Annotated in this window: 17 protein-coding genes; 10 read left to right on the forward strand and 7 right to left on the reverse strand. The window is 62.7% G+C overall.

Annotated features, from left to right (window positions below; genetic code table 11):
• Positions 1–21: 21 nt before the first annotated feature.
• From AC50X5_RS09710 to rplI, 3 genes are all read left to right on the forward strand, one after another.
• Positions 22–600 carry a single-stranded DNA-binding protein gene (locus tag AC50X5_RS09710; RefSeq protein WP_494975866.1) on the forward strand — a complete coding sequence of 193 codons (579 nt, stop codon included), beginning with the start codon at positions 22–24 and terminating at the stop codon, positions 598–600.
• A 128-nt stretch (positions 601–728) separates the two neighbouring features.
• Positions 729–968: a 30S ribosomal protein S18 gene (gene rpsR / locus AC50X5_RS09715; RefSeq protein WP_003800144.1), complete on the forward strand. Its 240-nt coding sequence runs from the start codon at positions 729–731 to the stop codon at positions 966–968.
• 18 nt (positions 969–986) lie between these two features.
• Positions 987–1,439 (forward strand): 50S ribosomal protein L9, encoded by a 453-nt coding sequence (rplI, locus tag AC50X5_RS09720; RefSeq protein ID WP_463935847.1) that lies wholly within the window; start codon positions 987–989, stop codon positions 1,437–1,439.
• Between the two features lie 93 nt (positions 1,440–1,532).
• On the opposite strand, the gene AC50X5_RS09725 is transcribed toward rplI, so the two are convergent.
• Both AC50X5_RS09725 and AC50X5_RS09730 read right to left on the reverse strand, forming a co-directional pair.
• Entirely contained in the window at positions 1,533–2,813 is a 1,281-nt protein-coding gene (locus AC50X5_RS09725) for a glycosyltransferase 87 family protein (RefSeq protein WP_494975867.1), read from the reverse strand.
• An 18-nt stretch (positions 2,814–2,831) separates the two neighbouring features.
• Positions 2,832–3,092, reverse strand: coding sequence for a hypothetical protein (locus AC50X5_RS09730; RefSeq protein WP_494975868.1), 261 nt, complete (start codon positions 3,090–3,092; stop codon positions 2,832–2,834).
• On the opposite strand from AC50X5_RS09730, the gene AC50X5_RS09735 reads away from it, so the two are divergent.
• From AC50X5_RS09735 to AC50X5_RS09745, 3 genes are all read left to right on the forward strand, one after another.
• A complete protein-coding gene (locus tag AC50X5_RS09735) occupies positions 3,076–3,705 on the forward strand; it encodes an FMN reductase (RefSeq protein WP_494975869.1) in 630 nt (209 codons plus the stop codon). The genes AC50X5_RS09730 and AC50X5_RS09735 overlap by 17 nt on opposite strands.
• Before the next feature lie 77 nt (positions 3,706–3,782).
• Positions 3,783–4,181, forward strand: coding sequence for a TFIIB-type zinc ribbon-containing protein (locus AC50X5_RS09740; protein WP_494975870.1), 399 nt, complete (start codon positions 3,783–3,785; stop codon positions 4,179–4,181).
• A 48-nt stretch (positions 4,182–4,229) separates the two neighbouring features.
• Positions 4,230–4,967 (forward strand): VOC family protein, encoded by a 738-nt coding sequence (locus AC50X5_RS09745; protein ID WP_494975871.1) that lies wholly within the window; start codon positions 4,230–4,232, stop codon positions 4,965–4,967.
• An 18-nt stretch (positions 4,968–4,985) separates the two neighbouring features.
• On the opposite strand, the gene AC50X5_RS09750 is transcribed toward AC50X5_RS09745, so the two are convergent.
• Both AC50X5_RS09750 and AC50X5_RS09755 read right to left on the reverse strand, forming a co-directional pair.
• Complete coding sequence (locus AC50X5_RS09750; protein WP_494975872.1) at positions 4,986–5,576, reverse strand: hypothetical protein; 591 nt, start codon at positions 5,574–5,576, stop codon at positions 4,986–4,988.
• A gap of 5 nt (positions 5,577–5,581) precedes the next feature.
• A complete protein-coding gene (locus AC50X5_RS09755) occupies positions 5,582–6,004 on the reverse strand; it encodes a hypothetical protein (protein WP_494975873.1) in 423 nt (140 codons plus the stop codon).
• Between the two features lie 652 nt (positions 6,005–6,656).
• On the opposite strand from AC50X5_RS09755, the gene dnaB reads away from it, so the two are divergent.
• Positions 6,657–8,039: a replicative DNA helicase gene (gene dnaB, locus AC50X5_RS09760; protein WP_494975874.1), complete on the forward strand. Its 1,383-nt coding sequence runs from the start codon at positions 6,657–6,659 to the stop codon at positions 8,037–8,039.
• A 16-nt stretch (positions 8,040–8,055) separates the two neighbouring features.
• Here dnaB and AC50X5_RS09765 read toward each other — a convergent pair whose 3' ends face one another.
• Together AC50X5_RS09765 and AC50X5_RS09770 are read right to left on the reverse strand one after the other, a co-directional pair.
• Positions 8,056–9,021, reverse strand: a complete 966-nt coding sequence (locus AC50X5_RS09765) for an acyl-CoA thioesterase (RefSeq protein WP_494975875.1) — start codon at positions 9,019–9,021, stop codon at positions 8,056–8,058.
• 130 nt (positions 9,022–9,151) lie between these two features.
• Positions 9,152–13,519: a rhamnogalacturonan lyase family protein gene (locus AC50X5_RS09770; protein ID WP_494976088.1), complete on the reverse strand. Its 4,368-nt coding sequence runs from the start codon at positions 13,517–13,519 to the stop codon at positions 9,152–9,154.
• A gap of 522 nt (positions 13,520–14,041) precedes the next feature.
• Here AC50X5_RS09770 and AC50X5_RS09775 point away from each other — a divergent pair.
• Positions 14,042–14,305: a hypothetical protein gene (locus AC50X5_RS09775; protein WP_493983327.1), complete on the forward strand. Its 264-nt coding sequence runs from the start codon at positions 14,042–14,044 to the stop codon at positions 14,303–14,305.
• Between the two features lie 93 nt (positions 14,306–14,398).
• Here AC50X5_RS09775 and AC50X5_RS09780 read toward each other — a convergent pair whose 3' ends face one another.
• Positions 14,399–14,833, reverse strand: a complete 435-nt coding sequence (locus AC50X5_RS09780; protein WP_494975876.1) for a DoxX family protein — start codon at positions 14,831–14,833, stop codon at positions 14,399–14,401.
• 92 nt (positions 14,834–14,925) lie between these two features.
• Here AC50X5_RS09780 and AC50X5_RS09785 point away from each other — a divergent pair, with 92 nt between their 5' ends.
• A complete protein-coding gene (locus tag AC50X5_RS09785) occupies positions 14,926–16,272 on the forward strand; it encodes an MATE family efflux transporter (RefSeq protein WP_494975877.1) in 1,347 nt (448 codons plus the stop codon).
• 38 nt (positions 16,273–16,310) lie between these two features.
• Positions 16,311–16,898: a hypothetical protein gene (locus tag AC50X5_RS09790; RefSeq protein WP_494975878.1), complete on the forward strand. Its 588-nt coding sequence runs from the start codon at positions 16,311–16,313 to the stop codon at positions 16,896–16,898.
• Positions 16,899–16,913: the final 15 nt, after the last annotated feature.

Here is a 16,913-nt window from a genome sequence, read left to right on the forward strand (position 1 = left end):
ATCGAACTAAGGAGGCAGTAGATGGCAGGCGAGACCACCATTACGGTCATCGGTAACCTCACCAATGACCCGGAACTGCGGTTCACACCGTCAGGTTCGGCAGTAGCGAACTTCACCATCGCTTCCACCCCACGTACTTTCGATCGCCAGTCCAACGAGTGGAAGGACGGGGAAACCCTGTTCCTCCGCGCAGCTGTATGGCGTGAAGCTGCTGAGAACGTTGCCGAGTCCCTCACCAAGGGCATGCGCGTGATTGTTTCCGGCCGTTTGAAGAGCCGTTCCTACGAGACAAAAGAAGGCGAAAAGCGCACCGTCATGGAGCTTGAGGTCGACGAAATCGGCCCCAGCCTGCGCTATGCCAATGCCAAGGTCAACCGCACCCAGCGCTCCGGCGGCGGGCAGGGCGGCTTTGGTGGCGGTAACAGCGGCTTTGGCGGTGCCAATAGCGGCGGCAATCCTGGTGCGAACCAGGGTGGCAACTCCGGTGGAAACTGGGGCGGCGGCAACCAGCCGGCTGCACAGGAGGACCCATGGGCAACGCCCGGTGTCTCCAACGCAGGTGGCTGGGGCAACGGCCCCGATTCCGAACCGCCCTTCTAAAACAAAAAAATTAAGGCCCGACGCCGGGATCACCCGGGTGCCGTACGGCATCCAAAGCACTGCCGACGTCGTGCCACCACCATCCCGTGGATCAATATCCACGGGCTCCATAGAAAAGGAGCTCCACGATGGCTAAGGCTGAACTCCGTAAGCCCAAACCAAAGTCCAACCCCTTGAAGGCCGCTGACATCACTGTCATCGACTACAAGGACGTAGCATTGCTGCGCAAGTTCATCTCCGACCGCGGAAAGATCCGCGCCCGTCGCGTTACCGGCGTCACGGTGCAGGAACAGCGCAAAATCGCCCAGGCAATCAAGAACGCCCGCGAAGTTGCCCTGCTGCCTTACTCCGGCGCTGGCCGCGGCTAAGGGAAGGGATTAACTAACATGGCAAAAGTCATTTTGACCCACGAAGTAACCGGTCTCGGTGCTGCAGGCGACGTTGTCGAGGTTAAGAACGGTTACGCACGTAACTTTCTCCTGCCCCGCAACTTTGCCCTGACCTGGTCCAAGGGCGGCGAGAAGCAGGTTGAGTCCATCAAGGCTGCCCGCGCTGCACGTGAGCACGCTTCCCTGGAAGATGCCCAGAAGCAGGCTGCTGCCCTCTCGGCCAAGCCGGTCAAGCTGGTTGTCAAGGCCGGCGAGTCCGGTCGTCTCTTCGGCACCGTCAAGCAGGCTGACGTTGCTGACGCTGTTGAGGCCGCTGGCCTTGGCAGCATCGACAAGCGCAAGGTTGAACTGCCGGCACACATCAAGTCGGTTGGTTCCTACCAGGCAAACGTCCGCCTCCACGCTGACGTTTCCGCTGTAATCGAGCTCGACGTAGTAGCAGGCAAGTAGCCTTCCCGGCTGTTTGCGGCCCCGCTGCCTGGTTCCTTTTTGGAGCCGGACAGCGGGGCTTGCTGTTTAAGTGGGCTGGATAGATGGCTGAGATTACAAGACCGTAGAGGAGCGCCCGCGTAAGCTCCAGTCCTGATCCTGTTTGGTTGGTCGCGAGTAACTGACGGCCAGCCAACCAAGCACAAAGACAGCCACAAAAAGGCCGCTTTGCACGAACATCTCCGATATCCACGAAATTGCAGCATAAGGGGTGGCTGACCCGGAAACCTGGGCGGCCTCTACGGGTTGCAAGGCAAAGCAGGCCAGCATCAAAAGGCAGAGGAGCCCGGCCGGTGTCGTCAACAGCCGCCGCGGGGCGGACCGTGACCGGGTTATGTCCCGGGAGCGGCCTAGAAGGGCTGGGACGATAATCGCTACCCAGACCCAGTGATGGCCCCAGGAGACGGGAGAAATGAGCAACATTACAACGGCGGTGGCAGCCGCCGCACACCAGGGGTCGGGGTCATACCGGGAAGCATATGTGATGAATGCGGCGACGGCGACGACGAGGGTGCATGAGGCAACCCACAGCGCTGTGCCAGCGGCCGGGTCCAGTTCCAGCCTGCTGATGAATCCGCGCAGGGAAATGTTTTCAAAGCGTGAGAGTGTACCCACCCGATTTGTCTCGCCAAGGGCTGACAGCCAGTACTGCGCCGAGAGACCGGGCGCCACCAGCACCATTAGTCCTACGGTGCCCGCAAAGGCAGCCATCATTCTTGCGGCGCTTTTGATGTCACCTCGCATGACGAAATAGAGCATAAACACCAGGGGAGTGAGTTTTATACCCGCAGCAACGCCAGTGAGTATTCCCCTTGGCAGGAATCCATTGGGATGGCGCCGGGTGCCGGCCAGGAGGTCAACGGAGATCAGCACCAAGAGAAGAGGATTGATTTGCCCCAAAGCAAGGGAGTTCCGCCAAGGGCCCAGGAGAAGCATCAAACCTGTTATGGCGGCGGCATCGGTCCAAAACCGGTACCGCTCGGTGCTCGCGGGTAGGACGTCTTTGGAGCGCAGGTGCTGTGTAATCAGCAAGCCAACAGCACCGGCGAGAACGAGATTGAGAAGGGTCTGGAAGGCCAAGGCCACGCCTACCGGCATCAGCGCGAGAGGAGCCATAAGGGCCGCAGCAAAAGGTGGGTAAGTGAATGCCATGCCGCCATAGGGCGTGCCAGGGAGCCCACTGGCGTAGAGATCGCCACCAGTGAGGAATTCGTGCGCTCCTGCCCAATAGACCAACAGGTCCAGGCCATCGTGCATGGCCACGTTGAATAGATACACCGAGACCACAAGCGGCAGAGCGACCCGGGGTAGATCCCGGAGCAGTAGCTTTTTCATTTTTCCCTAACTGGAGCTTCATTCGCTTCTGTGATCGCCCAACGGTATTTTATCCGGTGTCAGTTTGTTCGAATCGAGCAGCGACGGCATAAGCAGCGCCGCTGCGGCGGCGGTGACATCCGGGTGGTCGGGGGCGCGGTCACGTGCATCCGGGGAACCGTGCTTGCCTAAGAGCAGATCTCCTTCGGGAATAACCCCGCCGGGTGTACCGTTGACCGGATAGATGCAAACGCATGATGTTCCGATCAGTGAGGAGTGGGCAATGGAAACCCGCCGCATAACCGTTCTTTCCGCCGGACTGGGCGTCCCGTCGTCGAGCAGGCTGCTGGCCGACCAGCTAGCGGCTGCAACGGAGCGGCACCTGGCTGGGGCCGGCTACCGTGCCGAGGTGCAGGTGGTGGAACTGCGCGACTATGCCGTGGACATTGCCAACAACTTCGTCACCGGCTACGCGGCCCCGCGCCTGGCGGAGGTCATTGCAGCCACCGAAGCGGCGGACGGCATCATCGCCGTCAGCCCGGTGTTCAGCGCGTCGTACAGCGGACTCTTTAAGTCCTTCATCGATGTGCTGGACCCCAAGTCCCTGGACGGCACAGTTGTCCTGCTGGGCTCCACGGGCGGCACGGACCGCCACCAGATGGTCCTGGACTACGCCATGCGGCCCCTGTTCAGCTACCTACGCTCCCGGATAGTGCCCACCGGCATCTTTGCCGGTCCGCAGGACTGGGGCAGCGCTGACGACGGCGGTACGTCCCTTTCCGCCAGGATTGAGCGGGCAGCCACGGAATTTGCAGGGATGCTTAGAGGCAACGGAACTGCACGCCGAAAGCCGCAAGTAATGGAATCCCTGCCGTTTGAACAGCTGCTGGAGGGCATTTCCGCCGGAAGGTAACTCCGGCGTAGCTGGTGCTCTCGGTCATCCGTCGAGCGCTCGCGAACTAATTGCCGGGACCGTTCGTTGACCCCGGCATGAAGTGTCCCTTGGATTCAATAGACCTTGTTATGAGCGAACGCAGCGGCGTTGAGATCGATTACTGCCCGCAATGCCGCGGTGTATGGCTGGACCGGGGTGAACTGGACAAGATCCTTGACCGCCATGCGCAGCTCGACGGTGCACCGGCAGCGCCTTCGGCGCAGACAGCCCCACCACCGCCTGCCGCTCCCCAGCCAGGAATGGCCCCGCCTCCCCTTTACGGCAATTTTGAGCCGCAGCGGCAGTCCCGCAGCTATGACGAGCCCCGGTACAAGGAACCCCGCTACAACGACAGGGGCTTCGACAAACACGGCTACGATCAGCGCGGTTATGACCAGCAGGGCCGCCGCCGGAAGAAGAAGGACGACTGGCTGGGCGACCTCTTCGACTTCTAGCGGGTGTCACCTGTGCCGGTTACAGTCCGGACACTGGGATAAGGCGGCATGGCACTGCGACTTGTTAAGGTAAATTTCAAGGCCGGGGACGACTCCACGCTCGGGCGGTTCTGGGCCGACGCGCTCGGCTGGAGCGTATCCAGCGAGGGCCCGGGGGTGACGAACGTTGAACCTTTGGGCTTCGACTGGCCGGACCCTGCCGCCCTCTGCATCGATGTGGTCACGGTTCCGGACCCTGGGTCGGTGAGGCACCGCGCGCACCTCGATCTGGCTACCACTTCCGCTGAGCATCAAGCAGAGTTGGTTGCGCACCTGATACAGCTGGGTGCGGAGCACGCAGACATTGGCCAGGGTGATGTGCCGTGGGTGGTCCTGGCCGACCCCGAAGGCAACCTGTTCTGTGTTCTGGAGCCCCGCGGGATTTACGCCGATACCGGACCCATCGCGGCAGTAGTAGTCAACTGCGAAGATCCGCGGGCAATGGCGTGGTTTTGGAGTGCTGCGACCGACTGGACCCTGCTTACGGTAACCGATGATCAGGCGAGCCTGCGTTCTTCCCAAGGGGTTGGCCCGTACCTGGAATTCGTGCGAAGGCCGGGAGCGGAGACGGTATGGAACCGTGTCCATCTGGACCTGATGCCGTACCCGGGTGACGACCAGGCGGCAGAGACAGCCCGGCTGCGGGCACTGGGCGCCACTGAGGCCGATGTCGGCCAGGGTGACGCGCCATGGAGGTGCCTGGCCGATCCGGAGGGCAACGAGTTCTGCGTCCTCACACCGGGCTGATCCACAACCCCCGACTGGCTAGTCCAGCAGTGCGATGAATTCCCGGGCTTCCGGAAGGCTTATCTCCGAATGCCGGACCAGCATGGCCGCGGCCGCCTCCGGGTTGCCGTTCCCGGCTATGCCCTTGATGCGGCCGTAGATCTCATCGTTGAGCATGTTACTGCTGACTTCCCGCGTGACATCGCCCTTGCTCGCGATCGCACGGTAGCGGTACGGGAACCTCTGCGGCTGTCCACCAGTGTCGGCCTTCGGTTCCGGCGCTGCCTGCTCCATTTGGGGTGGCTGTGGATGCGCCGCCAGTGCCACCACGGCGTCGCGGGCGGCCCGCAGTCCCTGGCCTGTCGATTCGTTGTAGGCCTTGATGGCCGAAACTGCCTGCCCTTGGGCGATCAGGGCGTAAATCCGGCGGTGCTGCTCGGCCGACAGCCTGGCGGAAGCCTGCCGGGCGAGCTCGCGCTGGTCCTTCGCGGCTGCGGCTTCCTGGGTGCGTGGTGCAGCTGCATCCGTGCTTCCGCCAGTTGCGGAACGCCGGGAGAGTGCGCGCGCTGCCAAGGCCACTCCTGCGGCCACAATCACCAGGATCAGGATAGGGATAACAAGCGATTCCATGGGAGTTAGAGCCGATCTACGTAATTCTTGGCGTTGACGAGGTCCAGGTTCGTTGCTTGGTGGAGCAGCTTGACGGCCTGGATCTTATGGCCGTCCCGCACCAGGCCCTGCAGCTGCATCAGTAGCTGTGGGTTGAGCTGGGCGGCGGCCGGATGACCCTGCTGGGCTCCGCGGGCCGCGGCTGCCTGCTGTTGTTCTGTTGCTGAGGCAGTGTTCTGGCTGGGCCGGGTGGATGCGGCGATGCGGGCATGTGCTTCCATGGCGGCACGCACCTGGGCGCGGTCGTGCTCGGCGGATTTGGCCGCGAGCACCTGCTGGTAACGCTCAGCGTCGGATGTTCCGCTGTCCCGCGGTTTGAGGGCGGTGGCCAGGCCCCAACCAACGGCCACGAGGATTACAGGTAGAGCCAGAATCAATATGTCGCCCATGCTTAGAGCTTATGCCAGATGACGGTTATCCACAGCATATTCCCCGGAACGCATATAAATCGGGCAGCGTTCATACCGAAATTATCCATTCGCTGTGTGATACATCACAGTGAGGGCATAAAATCCCCGACCGTGACGGGTTGTCACCTTGCCCTATCCCCAGTTTCGAGGTTGGGGTTGTGGATGAAGGTTGAGGAAAAAAAGATTTAGTCCACACGGCATAACCTATGTTTCCGCAGGTCAAAGGCCCTTATCGAGAAAAAGATTCTTGTTGTCCACAGCAATGCCCACAAGCTGTGCACAAGCAGGGCGGCTTATTGCACAGCTTATCCACAGGGGGTGGGGAAGGCGGGCTTGGCGCCTTGATGAAGGAGGACTACCGTAGCGGGATAGCTGTTGCGAACGTCCGAACAGCTGGCTCCCCGACACAGTTGCGGGCTGGGATGACTCCCCGGCCGTGATGATCCACGACTATGTGGAAAACCTGTGGAAACTGTGGAAAACCCCCGCTTCGACGGGTGTTTGCTTGAACGTCCACCAGGGAATGTCAGTCCTCCCGGATTGACTGTGAAGTCAGCAGGTTCGGTAGCAGCAGCTATTGAAGTACCACCGCCGCAGGCTTCTGCGCGGCACACAACGGAGGACGGCAGCTTTGTCAGTTACGCATCTGGACTCGCTTGAGGGCAGCCGGGCATCGGAAGGCAGCCGTAAGCCGCCGCAGGACATCGCCGCCGAACAGTCTGTGCTGGGCGGCATGATGCTGTCCAAAGACGCCATCGCTGACGTCGTGGAACTCCTCCGCGGACAGGACTTCTACCGTCCCGCGCACGAGACCATCTATGAAGCCATTCTTGACCTCTATGGCCGTGGCGAACCCGCTGACGCCGTCACCGTATCCGACGAACTGACTAAACGCGCCGAGATTAACCGCATCGGCGGGCCGGCCTACCTTCACGAGCTCATCCAGACCGTGCCCACCGCGGCCAACGCCGGCTACTACGCGGAGATCGTTGCCGAGCGTGCTGTCCTGCGGCGGCTGGTCAACGCCGGAACCAAGATCGTCCAGCTGGGTTACGGCTCGGACGGCGAGGTGGAGGACCTGGTCAACCAGGCCCAGGCGGAGGTCTACGCTGTGGCCGAACGCCGAACGGCCGAGGACTACGTGGTCCTCAAGGACGTTATGGAGGCCACGGTTGACGAGATCGAGGCCTCCGGCCACCGCGGTGAGGGCATGGTGGGCGTTCCCACCGGCTTCTACGAGCTGGACGAACTCACGCACGGCCTGCACCCGGGCCAGATGATCGTCATCGCCGCGCGCCCCGCTGTCGGTAAATCCACGTTCGCCCTGGACTTTGCCCGCTCCGCCGCGATCAAGAACAACCTCGCCACCGTAATGTTCTCGCTCGAAATGGGCCGCAACGAAATAGCCATGAGGTTGCTCTCCGCAGAAGCCACCATCGGACTCCAGGATCTCCGCAAGGGCACCATCAAGGACGAACAGTGGTCCAAGATCGCCACCACCATGGGCCGCATGAACGACGCTCCACTGTTTATTGACGACAGCCCCAACATGTCCCTTATGGAGATTCGGGCCAAGTGCCGCCGGCTCAAGCAGCAGCACGATCTCAAACTGGTTATCCTGGACTACCTGCAGCTCATGAGCTCAGGCAAAAAGGTGGAATCCCGCCAGCAGGAAGTCTCCGAGTTCTCCCGTGCGCTCAAGCTGCTGGCAAAGGAACTGCAGGTCCCCGTGATAGCCCTGTCCCAGCTGAACCGTGGTTCCGAACAGCGCCAGGACAAGCGGCCCATGGTCTCTGACCTCCGCGAATCGGGCTCTATCGAGCAGGACGCGGACATGGTGATCCTCCTGCACCGCGAGGATGTTTACGACAAGGAATCACCGCGCGCCGGCGAAGCTGACATCCTGATCGCCAAGCACCGTAACGGCCCCACCAAGGACATCGTGGTGGCCTTCCAGGGCCACTACTCGCGCTTCGCGAACATGGCCGGAGACGCCGGAGGCGGCGGCTTCTAGCCGGATCCCGGACCGGCTACCCCGGCAGCAGGTGGTTGGGCAACCTGTTCCCGGGCGCCGTTCCACGGATTTCCAACAGTTGGCGTGCGTGCGCGTGCAGCCGCCGGTCCTCATCGCTGGCCGGCACCCACTGCGGAATGGGAACTGAGGTGCCTTCAGCATCACGGGCCACCATCACGGTCAGGCAGTAGGTGGTGAGGTTCAGTTCGCGGGTTTTGGGATCGCCGGAGCGGACATGGACGGCCACGTGCATCCCCTTGGTTCCGGTGTAGACCAGGCGCGCTTCAACCTCCACCACATGGCCGATCAGCAAAGGCCGATAGAAGCGCACACCGCCGGAAAACACGGCCACTGTGTCCCTGCCTGAGTAGCGTGAAGCGCAGACGTACGCAGCTTCATCGATCCACTTCATCACAATCCCGCCATGCACCTTGCCGCCCCAGTTGACGTCGGTGGGGGCCGCCATAAATCGCAGGGTCACACGTTCGGCCGTCCCGGCGTCGGTATATTCCTGGGCATTCATCGCCTGGACAATGCGTTCGCGAACATCGATCCGGGCGATCGCCTGCTCATGCTGTTCAGCTTCTTCCGGAGTCGTGGGCATGAATTCCCTGACCGGAATCGGTTTGCCGTCCGGCCCCACCGCCACAAAGATCACCAGGCACTGGCTGCGCATGGTGGCGGATCCGCCCTTGGGGTCCCCCGAGGACACCACTGTCTGGATGTGCATCGAGGAACGGCCGGTGTAGACGATGGTTGCCTCAACTTCGACCATGTCTCCGCTGTTGACGGGATCGGCAAAGTGGATGTTGCCCACGTAGGCGGTGACGCAGTACGACTTGGACCAACCTACGGCGGCGGCATAGGCGGCTTTATCCACCCATTCCAGAACCGTGCCGGCATCCACGGAACCACTGTGGCCCACATCCGTGGGTGCTGCCAGGAAACGAAGGGTGACGGAATTGCTGCCGGTCTCACTCATCAGGCGATCTTACTGAGGGTCCACGTTACCCGCCGGTTTCCCTGACACAAATGGTGCCCCTTCCGCCATCTGCGGAAGGGGCACCATAGTGTTGTTGTTGCCCGAGCCCCGGAGAGCCGCCCGTTGCCGGCTAGCCGGCGGGGGTGTAGACGATGTCCGGCATCGTTGGCGTCTCCATTCCCACTCCCAGGTAGAAGCCCGGGTGCGGCGGCTGGTTGTAGCTCACGTTCTCGCGGGCTACCGAGAGCCGGTAGACGGGATCGTGCATCAACGTCCGCAGGCGGACATCAGTGGCCGACGCCGAGGTGTAGATCCGGAGTTCGGTGCTGTCCGCTGATGGCCAGGCGATTTCCTCCCGCCAGTCACCGAGCAGGTCCGCCTGGATGGCCGGGTTGCCCTTGGTGCTGTTGTTTGTCTTGGCGCCGGCCGCCGTCAGCAACCGGTCGCTGCTTCCGGTGTTCCAGTTCCACTTGGCGATGGTTGGCGTGCCGGTATTGGCAGCCGCGTCCCAGTCGTGGTCCACGATCTCCCGGAGCAGGTCACCATCCCACCATGCCAGGAAGTTGGCCGCCGGAATGGTGTTACTGAGCAGTTCACCCTTGGCCGAACGCAGTTCTCCGGAGGTGGAGTTCCAGGCTCCGTCACCGCCGATTGCCCATCCTTCCGCGCCGAGATGGCGGGGATCGATGTCTCCTGCTGCGGCGCGGCCGGTGTCCTTGGCTGCCGGAATGCTCCAGAGCACCTCACCGGTGGCAGAGTCGCGGAAGGTAGCGCCCAGGAAGCCACTCTTTCCCATGTCCTCGTGAGCTGCGAAGGTTTCCAGCCCAGGACGGGTGGGATCGAGGTCGCTGGTATGGATGGCATCACCATGGCCCAGGCCGGTGTTGTACAGCGGCTGGCCGTTGTCATCGATGGTCATGGAGCCGAAGATGAACTCGTCCTTGCCGTCCGCGTCAACGTCTGCCACGGACATGTTGTGGTTGCCCTGGCCTGCGTACTGGTCACCCGCAACGTTGGAGTCGAAGATCCAGCGCTTGACGATCTTGCCGTTTACCAGGTCGTAGGCGGCCAGCACTGTGCGGGTGTAGTAGCCGCGGCTGAACATCATGGAAGGCCGCTCGCCGTCCAGGTAGGCGACAGCGCCAAGGAAACGGTCGACGCGGTTGCCGTACGTATCGCCCCAGCCGCCTACGTCGCCGCGCGCGGGTTCGTACGCGACCGTGTCCATGACAGTGCCGGTGGCGCCGTGGAACACGGTCAGGTATTCCGGTCCTGTGAGGACGTAGCCGGTGCTGTTGCGGTGATCGGCGTTGGCATTGCCGATGACCGTACCGGCGGCGTCACGGGTTCCGTCGGCCGTCTTCATGGCGATCTCAGCCTTGCCGTCGCCATCGTAGTCATACGCCAGGATTTGCGTGTAATGGGCGCCGGCGCGGATGTTCTGGCCCATGTTGATGCGCCAGAGCCTGGTGCCGTCCATTTTGTACGCGTCGACGTAGACCAGGCCGGTGTAGCCTGCCTGCGAATTGTCCTTGGAGTTGGAAGGTGACCACATTTGGATGACCTCGTACTCGCCGTCGCCATCCACGTCCGCCACGGTGGCGTCCCCGGCCGAGTAGCTGTACGGCTGTCCGTCCTTGGTGTAATCGTTGGCCGGCTTGTCCAGTTTGATGGACAGGTAATCGCCGGAGATGGGGCTGAACTCGTCAGTCAACTGGTCCGGCCCGTTGCCCACTGCCTTGATGACGTACTTCGAGACAGCAGTTCCCTCGGCATCGAGGAAGCTGGTGGTGTCCCGGATGGGATCGACCGTGAGCTGGACGCCGTCACGGATTACATGGAAGCCGATGCTCTGTGGATCCCGGCCCAGCATCCTCCACCCGAGGCGGATGCCGCCGTCGGTGACCATTGCCACGGGTGCTCGGTCCAATGCCTCCATTTGCCGGTTCAGCACGGTGACGCGGTCCGTGGCCGCCACTGGTGACGCCGCGGACTCGCCGCCGGGGCTGATGGCGGTGACGCGGTAGTAGTACTTGATGGTGGTCAGTACCGTGGTGTCGGTGAAATCCACCTCGTCGGACCGTCCCACATAGGAGAAGGTGCCGTCTGCCGCCGTCGAACGGTACACGTGGTACGCCGTGGCGCCCTTGACCTTCTGCCATTTGAGGCTGACGCTGGTCTTTTCGATGCCCTTCACGTCCACCTTGGCGGGGGCTGCCGGGATGGCGACCGAGGGGTCGGTCAGGGACACGTCAGCGGTGTTGGACGGCACGGATTCCAGTCCGGTGCTGTCGACAGCGATCACGTGGTACTTGTACGCCAGACCGGCGAACGCCGTGGTGTCCGTGTATTCGGTCGAGGCCACGTTCTCCGCCACCAGTTGCGGGGCGGTTTCGTAGGAGCCCTGGCGGAACACCTTGTAGGAAGCGGCGTCAGGCACTGCATCCCAGGCGAGGGACACCGACGGCGGCGTGGCCGTGGCGTTCACGCCGGTGGACCGCAGATTGGTGGGCCCGATCAACAGCGGGGTGACTTCCAGCCCGTTTAGGCGCTGACCGGATCCGCTGATTCCCAGGTTGAGCTGCCCGTCGGTGACCAGAACCTGGTTGATGACCTTCGTGTTCGAAGCTGCCCGGCCGGACGTGACAGTGCCGTAGGACCGGCCCTCAGCCGAGACATCGGTCCTCGTGGAACCGATCCAGTCGCTGTGGTAGGTCTTTAGGGCGTAGGTGCCGTTGGGAACGTCCAGCAGGAATTCGAAGCTGGTGCTGCTGAGCACGAAGTCTCGCAGGAGATTGGTAGTGGCGGTGCCGCGGTCCCGGTCCGCAAGGACGGAGATGTCCTTGAATCCGTAGCCGCGCTCGGCTGTGTGGGCCATGGTGCGGTTCACTTCCGTGTAGCCGGCCTCCAGGGGCGAGCCAACCGGGCCGAAGTCGAACTTGTACTTGGCCTGCTTGGTGGTCAGCGCCAGGGGGTCGCTGAAGGCGGAGAGGCCCTTGCCGTTCATGGCCGCTACCCGAACGCTATAGGCGGTCCCTTCGGCGAGGCCGTTCAGGTTCACCGTTGGGACGGTGGACGTAGTGGCAAGTTTGTAGGCCTCGTCCGGCTCGGAGGCCAGTTTGCGGTAGATCTTGTAGATGTCCGCGCCTTCCACCGGCTGCCACTTCAGGAGTGCGCCGGCATTGGAAATGCTGCCGGCCACCAGTCCCTGCGGTGTGGCAGGAACAGCCGACGGCGGCGACACCTCAAGCACGCGCCCGGAAAGCGGAACGCTGAGCTGTTTGATTCCGCCGGCCACCAGGCGGGCGATCTGGATAGCACCGTATTCCTGGAAGTGCGTGTCATCGGCGGTGCCGTTGGGCCGCCCCGGGTAGACACCGGCGTCGACGTGCAGGAAGACTGACTTGGCTACTTCCGGGCCGATTTCGTTGTAATACGCACGGCTGGAGGCGGACAGGTCAACGAGTTTGACGTTCTCCTCGGCGGCAAGTTCCTGCATCTTGGCTACGTACTCGGGGAAGCTGACGCGGAACTGGCCCGTGCCGGCGTCAAAGTCCCGGCGGCCAACCGGGGTGACCAGAATGGGAGTAGCCCCGCGTTGCCGGGCGCCATGCACGTAGGTCCGCAGATACTCCTTGTAGTCCGCAGGAGAGGCGTATCGGTCATCGATGCCGATGCTGGCGTCATTGTGGCCGAACTGCACCATCAGGTAGTCGCCCGGGTTGATCACGCGGAGGATTTCATCCAGACGGCCCTGGCTGATGAAGTTTTTGGAGCTGCGGCCACCGATGGCGTGGTTGTAGACCGCCACTTTGTCGTCAAGGTAGCGGTCGATCATCTGTCCCCAACCGGCCTGCGGTTCGAAAGCCACGTCGTAGGTCTGAACGGTGGAGTCGCCCGCAAGGTAGACGCCGGGATCGGCAGTCGCGGTTCGCGGTGCACGGGCAGTGATCACCAAAGCGTTGATCTTTGCGGCACTGCCAGAGAAATCGAGATTCAGCTGGCCGTCCACCAGCGAAATGGGGAACTCCATTTCCAGGTACTGGCCCGCCGCCTTGTCGGTGAGCTGGACCTTAGCCATTTTCTCAGCGGTGATGGCGATGTTGGTGGCCGCAGTGGCGTCGCCCGCAACCACCTTGACGGTGTAGTCGCCATTGGGCAGGTCCGCGAGGAAGGTGGTGCCCTGCGCCTGGACGAAGTCACTGCGCAGCGGGTCATCAGTGCCGCGGTCGGCGCCCGAAGTAGCCGCCGGGTTCGTGAATCCGAAGGTGCCGGTGGTGGAGTAGGCGGTTCCCGCGTCGACCCTGGTGTAACCGTCAGCGACAGCGCCCGGTCCGAAGTCGAATCGTACGCCTGATCCGGCCGCCGGAAGGGCGGTGTCCGCATGGACTACCGGGACGCCCGTGAAGGCGATGGCTGCCGAGGCCGCGCCCGCTGTGAGGACGCGGGCAGTCCGGGATAGCCGGTGTGGCTGGCTTGGCTTTGCTGTTGCATGCATGGGCGCGGCGGTCGACGGCGGTTGGGCTGCTGTTCCTGCCTGCTTTGGGGGATAACTCACGTGCATCTCCTTTGATGGGGATGACGCCGCTCCTGTTGTAACGTTTCAAATCCGGGCCGGAGTGACGTGCGGTTGTGATGGTGTGCCCGGCTTGCTTCCTTGCTGGGTGCCGTTGTCTTCACGGCGTGAGGGGTTGCTGCCAACTCCGCGTCTCTGCGGAATGGCCTCCACTCCAAATGTGTTTACGCTCACATTAGTACCACTGCTGCGCGTTGTGAGCAAACGTTTTCTCACAAATTACGTGCGCTTCTGTTAGATGTTGTGGGTAAACCACCGTTTATGACGATTCCTAGCCGCTTGGAGTGGGGACTTGTGTATGGGTACTTGTGTCCATCGACAGTGCAGTGCTGGCCGGGATAGTTTTGCCGTAATGGATCTTCCGGATGAACCGGGGGGCCGCTGGGGATGCCGGAACTGGTTCGGATCCGATCACTTGTTAGATCTACGAAAAGGAGATACGTCATGGCTATTTGGGGTGCAGATATTGCTCAGCTGAAGGCTCTGGGCAGCAAGCTCAAGGCTGGTTCGTCTGAGATCGAGAAGCAGAAGTCCACGCTGACCAAGGTCCTCGAGGGTACCGACTGGAAGGGCCCGGACGCTGATAAGTTCCGCAGCGAGTGGAATGGCCAGCACGTTGCCTCCCTCGCCAAGGTTGCCCAGGCCCTCGAAGAGGCCGGCCAGAAGGCCACCAGGAACGCCAGCGAGCAGGAACAGGCTTCCCGCTAGTCCCCATTCTTCACAGCAAAATACTGCAGGCCCGGAACGTCACGTTCCGGGCCTGCACTATTTACTGGTTTGAGTCGCGGAGTGGCCTGCAGGTCAGGCCAGCGCCTTGAACCGGGAGCCCTTGCGGGCGAAGAGTGCGTGATCCACAGAGAACCGGCCTGCTCCGGCGAGGGCAAGTGCCAGGGAAGCTGTGCCAAGGATCAGGACCAACTCGTATCCCCCGTTGCCCACGAAAACACCGGCGGAGGCGTGTACCAGGAAGAGGGCGCCCAGCATGTTGACAGTCAGGGCGGCGGCGGCAATGCGGGTGAAGATGCCAAGGATAAGGGCAATGCCGCCTGCCAGTTCCAGCGTGGCAACGAGGGGTGCGGCAATCTCGGCGGCGGGAATTCCCATCTGGGTAAAGGACGCCTGGGTGCCGGCGATAGTGTATTCGGTGAACTTCTGCCAGCCATGGGCGACAAAGAGGAAGCCGAGGGCAATGCGCAGGACGGCAAGGGCGGTGGCGCTCAGGGGTGTCTTGTTCATGGCTTCAGTCTTGCGGATAAATAGTTTAAGTGTCAACTAATAACCGTCAATTGGTGGCGGATCTACCCCGGTCGCGCGATTAAGCTGGCATCATGCCTTCGCCGTCTTCAACCGTCACGAAACCACACGGCCATGCCCGCGAGATCCTTCGGCTCGCGGTGCCGGCTTTTGGCGCGTTGATTGCCGAGCCCCTGTTCCTGCTGGCCGACTCCGCGATCGTAGGCCACCTCGGCGTTGCCCAGTTGGCCGGTGTCGGCCTTGCCTCTGCTGCGCTGCACACGGCCGTTGGACTGATGGTCTTCCTTGCGTACTCGACCACCCCGGCCGTTGCCAGGGCTATCGGTGACGGCCGCCTGGCGCAAGCTATCAAGGCAGGTCGCGACGGCGTCTGGCTGGCTTTCGGGCTGGGCATCGTCCTTGCAGCGGCCGGGTTCTTCGCTGCCGGCCCCCTCGTAGCACTAATGGGGGCGGAGGGCGAGGTGGCCGGATACGCCGTCGACTACCTGCTGTGGTCCCTGCCCGGACTGGTGGCCATGCTGCTGGTCTTCGCAGGGACGGGTGTGCTTCGCGGGATGCAGGACACCCGTACCCCTCTGGTGGTGGCCACCGCCGGGTTCGGGTTGAACATCGTCTTGAATCTGGTGCTGGTGTACGGCTTCAACTTATCCGTAGCCGGTTCGGCCATGGGCACCAGCATCGCCCAGTGGGGAATGGCCGCCGTTTATCTGTTCATCGTGATGCGGCACGCCCGCCGCAACGGTGTGGGACTGCTGCCAAGCTGGCGTGGAATCCGCTCCATGACCACAGTGGGATCCTGGTTGATGCTGCGCACGCTGAGCCTGCGGATTGCCATCCTGGTCACTGTCCTGGTGGCCACCGGGCAAGGTGCGATTAACCTGGCGGCCCATCAGTTGGCCATGACGATTTTCTCCTTCCTTGCCTTCGCGCTGGATGCCATCGCCATCGCGGCCCAGGCGCTCATTGGCAAGGAGCTCGGGGCATCCAATGCCGCCAAGACCCGGGACCTGACCCGCACCATGATCCGGTGGGGAACGGGGTTCGGTGTTGTCACCGGACTGCTGCTGGCCCTGGCTGCCCCGTGGACTGCCGTGCTGTTCACTCCCGACGCCGGCGTTCACTCCGCGCTGACGGCAGCACTGTGGGTGGTCGCCATCGGGCAGCCCATAGCCGGGTACGTTTTTGTCCTGGATGGCGTGCTGATCGGCGCCGGTGACGCAAAGTACCTTGCACTTGCCGGCGTCGTTAATCTCTTGGCCTACCTGCCGTTGGTGTGGTGGGTGGCTACCGGAACCACCGGCGGCGTAGCGGGACTGGTGTGGCTCTGGGCTGCCTTCTCGCTGGGTTACATGCTGGCCCGCGCGGTGACCCTCGGCCTGCGCGCGCGGACAAACCGCTGGATGGTGCTCGGCGCCGGTTAAAGCGCGGGCGGGCACTGAACGGCGACTAAACTGGAGCGGTGACTCAATCAGCCGTGCCTGCCGAATCCCTGCCCGCCGCCGCGGGACCCCTGCCGGGACTGTGGAAACCGCTCGTCTACCGTGCGGTGGCAGCCCTGGCGTTCGGGGCCCTGACCATTTTTTGGGCCACACCCTCGGTTACCGGAATGGCGATCGCCGGAGGCATCTACTTCGGCGCCACCGGAATCGTGCTGCTCAAAGTTGCCATAAACGCCGGTTTGGCCGGCCAGCGCGCCGGAAGGCTGCTCTCCACCGGAGCGTTAGCCTTGATTGCGGCAGGCGTGGCAGTGCTGGCTTTCCAGGGTGACCAGCTCTTCGCCGTCGTCGCCGCTGTGGGCTTGGGCGTCCTAGGCGTTACCGAGGTTGCGGCCGGAGTTCTGGGCAAGGGTCATGTCCTTGCCAGGGACTGGTTGACTTCGGGCATCATCGCCCTCGGCACAGCTGCTGCCTTGCCGTTTTTCACTGCGCTCGGCGCGCACGCCCTCCTCGGTGTTGCGGGCGGCGGCGCCATTATGTCCGGCGTCCTCTGGATGCTGTCCGGGCTCACCATCAGGCACGAAGCCGCGTCGGCGCCACGCAGGCCGTAAACTGGAAGTGTACGG

This window comes from Pseudarthrobacter sp. MDT1-40-2 (genome assembly GCF_059383595.1).

Bases quoted from the DNA above. Each gene is read 5' to 3' on its own strand.
- AC50X5_RS09710 (WP_494975866.1), top strand. From the start codon at position 22: ATGGCAGGCGAGACCACCATTACGGTCATCGGTAACCTCACCAATGAC.
- rpsR (WP_003800144.1), top strand. From the start codon at position 729: ATGGCTAAGGCTGAACTCCGTAAGCCCAAACCAAAGTCCAACCCCTTG.
- rplI (WP_463935847.1), top strand. From the start codon at position 987: ATGGCAAAAGTCATTTTGACCCACGAAGTAACCGGTCTCGGTGCTGCA.
- AC50X5_RS09725 (WP_494975867.1), bottom strand. From the start codon at position 2,813: ATGAAAAAGCTACTGCTCCGGGATCTACCCCGGGTCGCTCTGCCGCTT.
- AC50X5_RS09735 (WP_494975869.1), top strand. From the start codon at position 3,076: ATGGAAACCCGCCGCATAACCGTTCTTTCCGCCGGACTGGGCGTCCCG.
- AC50X5_RS09730 (WP_494975868.1), bottom strand. From the start codon at position 3,092: ATGCGGCGGGTTTCCATTGCCCACTCCTCACTGATCGGAACATCATGC.
- AC50X5_RS09740 (WP_494975870.1), top strand. From the start codon at position 3,783: ATGAAGTGTCCCTTGGATTCAATAGACCTTGTTATGAGCGAACGCAGC.
- AC50X5_RS09745 (WP_494975871.1), top strand. From the start codon at position 4,230: ATGGCACTGCGACTTGTTAAGGTAAATTTCAAGGCCGGGGACGACTCC.
- AC50X5_RS09750 (WP_494975872.1), bottom strand. From the start codon at position 5,576: ATGGAATCGCTTGTTATCCCTATCCTGATCCTGGTGATTGTGGCCGCA.
- AC50X5_RS09755 (WP_494975873.1), bottom strand. From the start codon at position 6,004: ATGGGCGACATATTGATTCTGGCTCTACCTGTAATCCTCGTGGCCGTT.
- AC50X5_RS09765 (WP_494975875.1), bottom strand. From the start codon at position 9,021: ATGAGTGAGACCGGCAGCAATTCCGTCACCCTTCGTTTCCTGGCAGCA.
- AC50X5_RS09770 (WP_494976088.1), bottom strand. From the start codon at position 13,519: ATGCATGCAACAGCAAAGCCAAGCCAGCCACACCGGCTATCCCGGACT.
- AC50X5_RS09775 (WP_493983327.1), top strand. From the start codon at position 14,042: ATGGCTATTTGGGGTGCAGATATTGCTCAGCTGAAGGCTCTGGGCAGC.
- AC50X5_RS09780 (WP_494975876.1), bottom strand. From the start codon at position 14,833: ATGAACAAGACACCCCTGAGCGCCACCGCCCTTGCCGTCCTGCGCATT.
- AC50X5_RS09785 (WP_494975877.1), top strand. From the start codon at position 14,926: ATGCCTTCGCCGTCTTCAACCGTCACGAAACCACACGGCCATGCCCGC.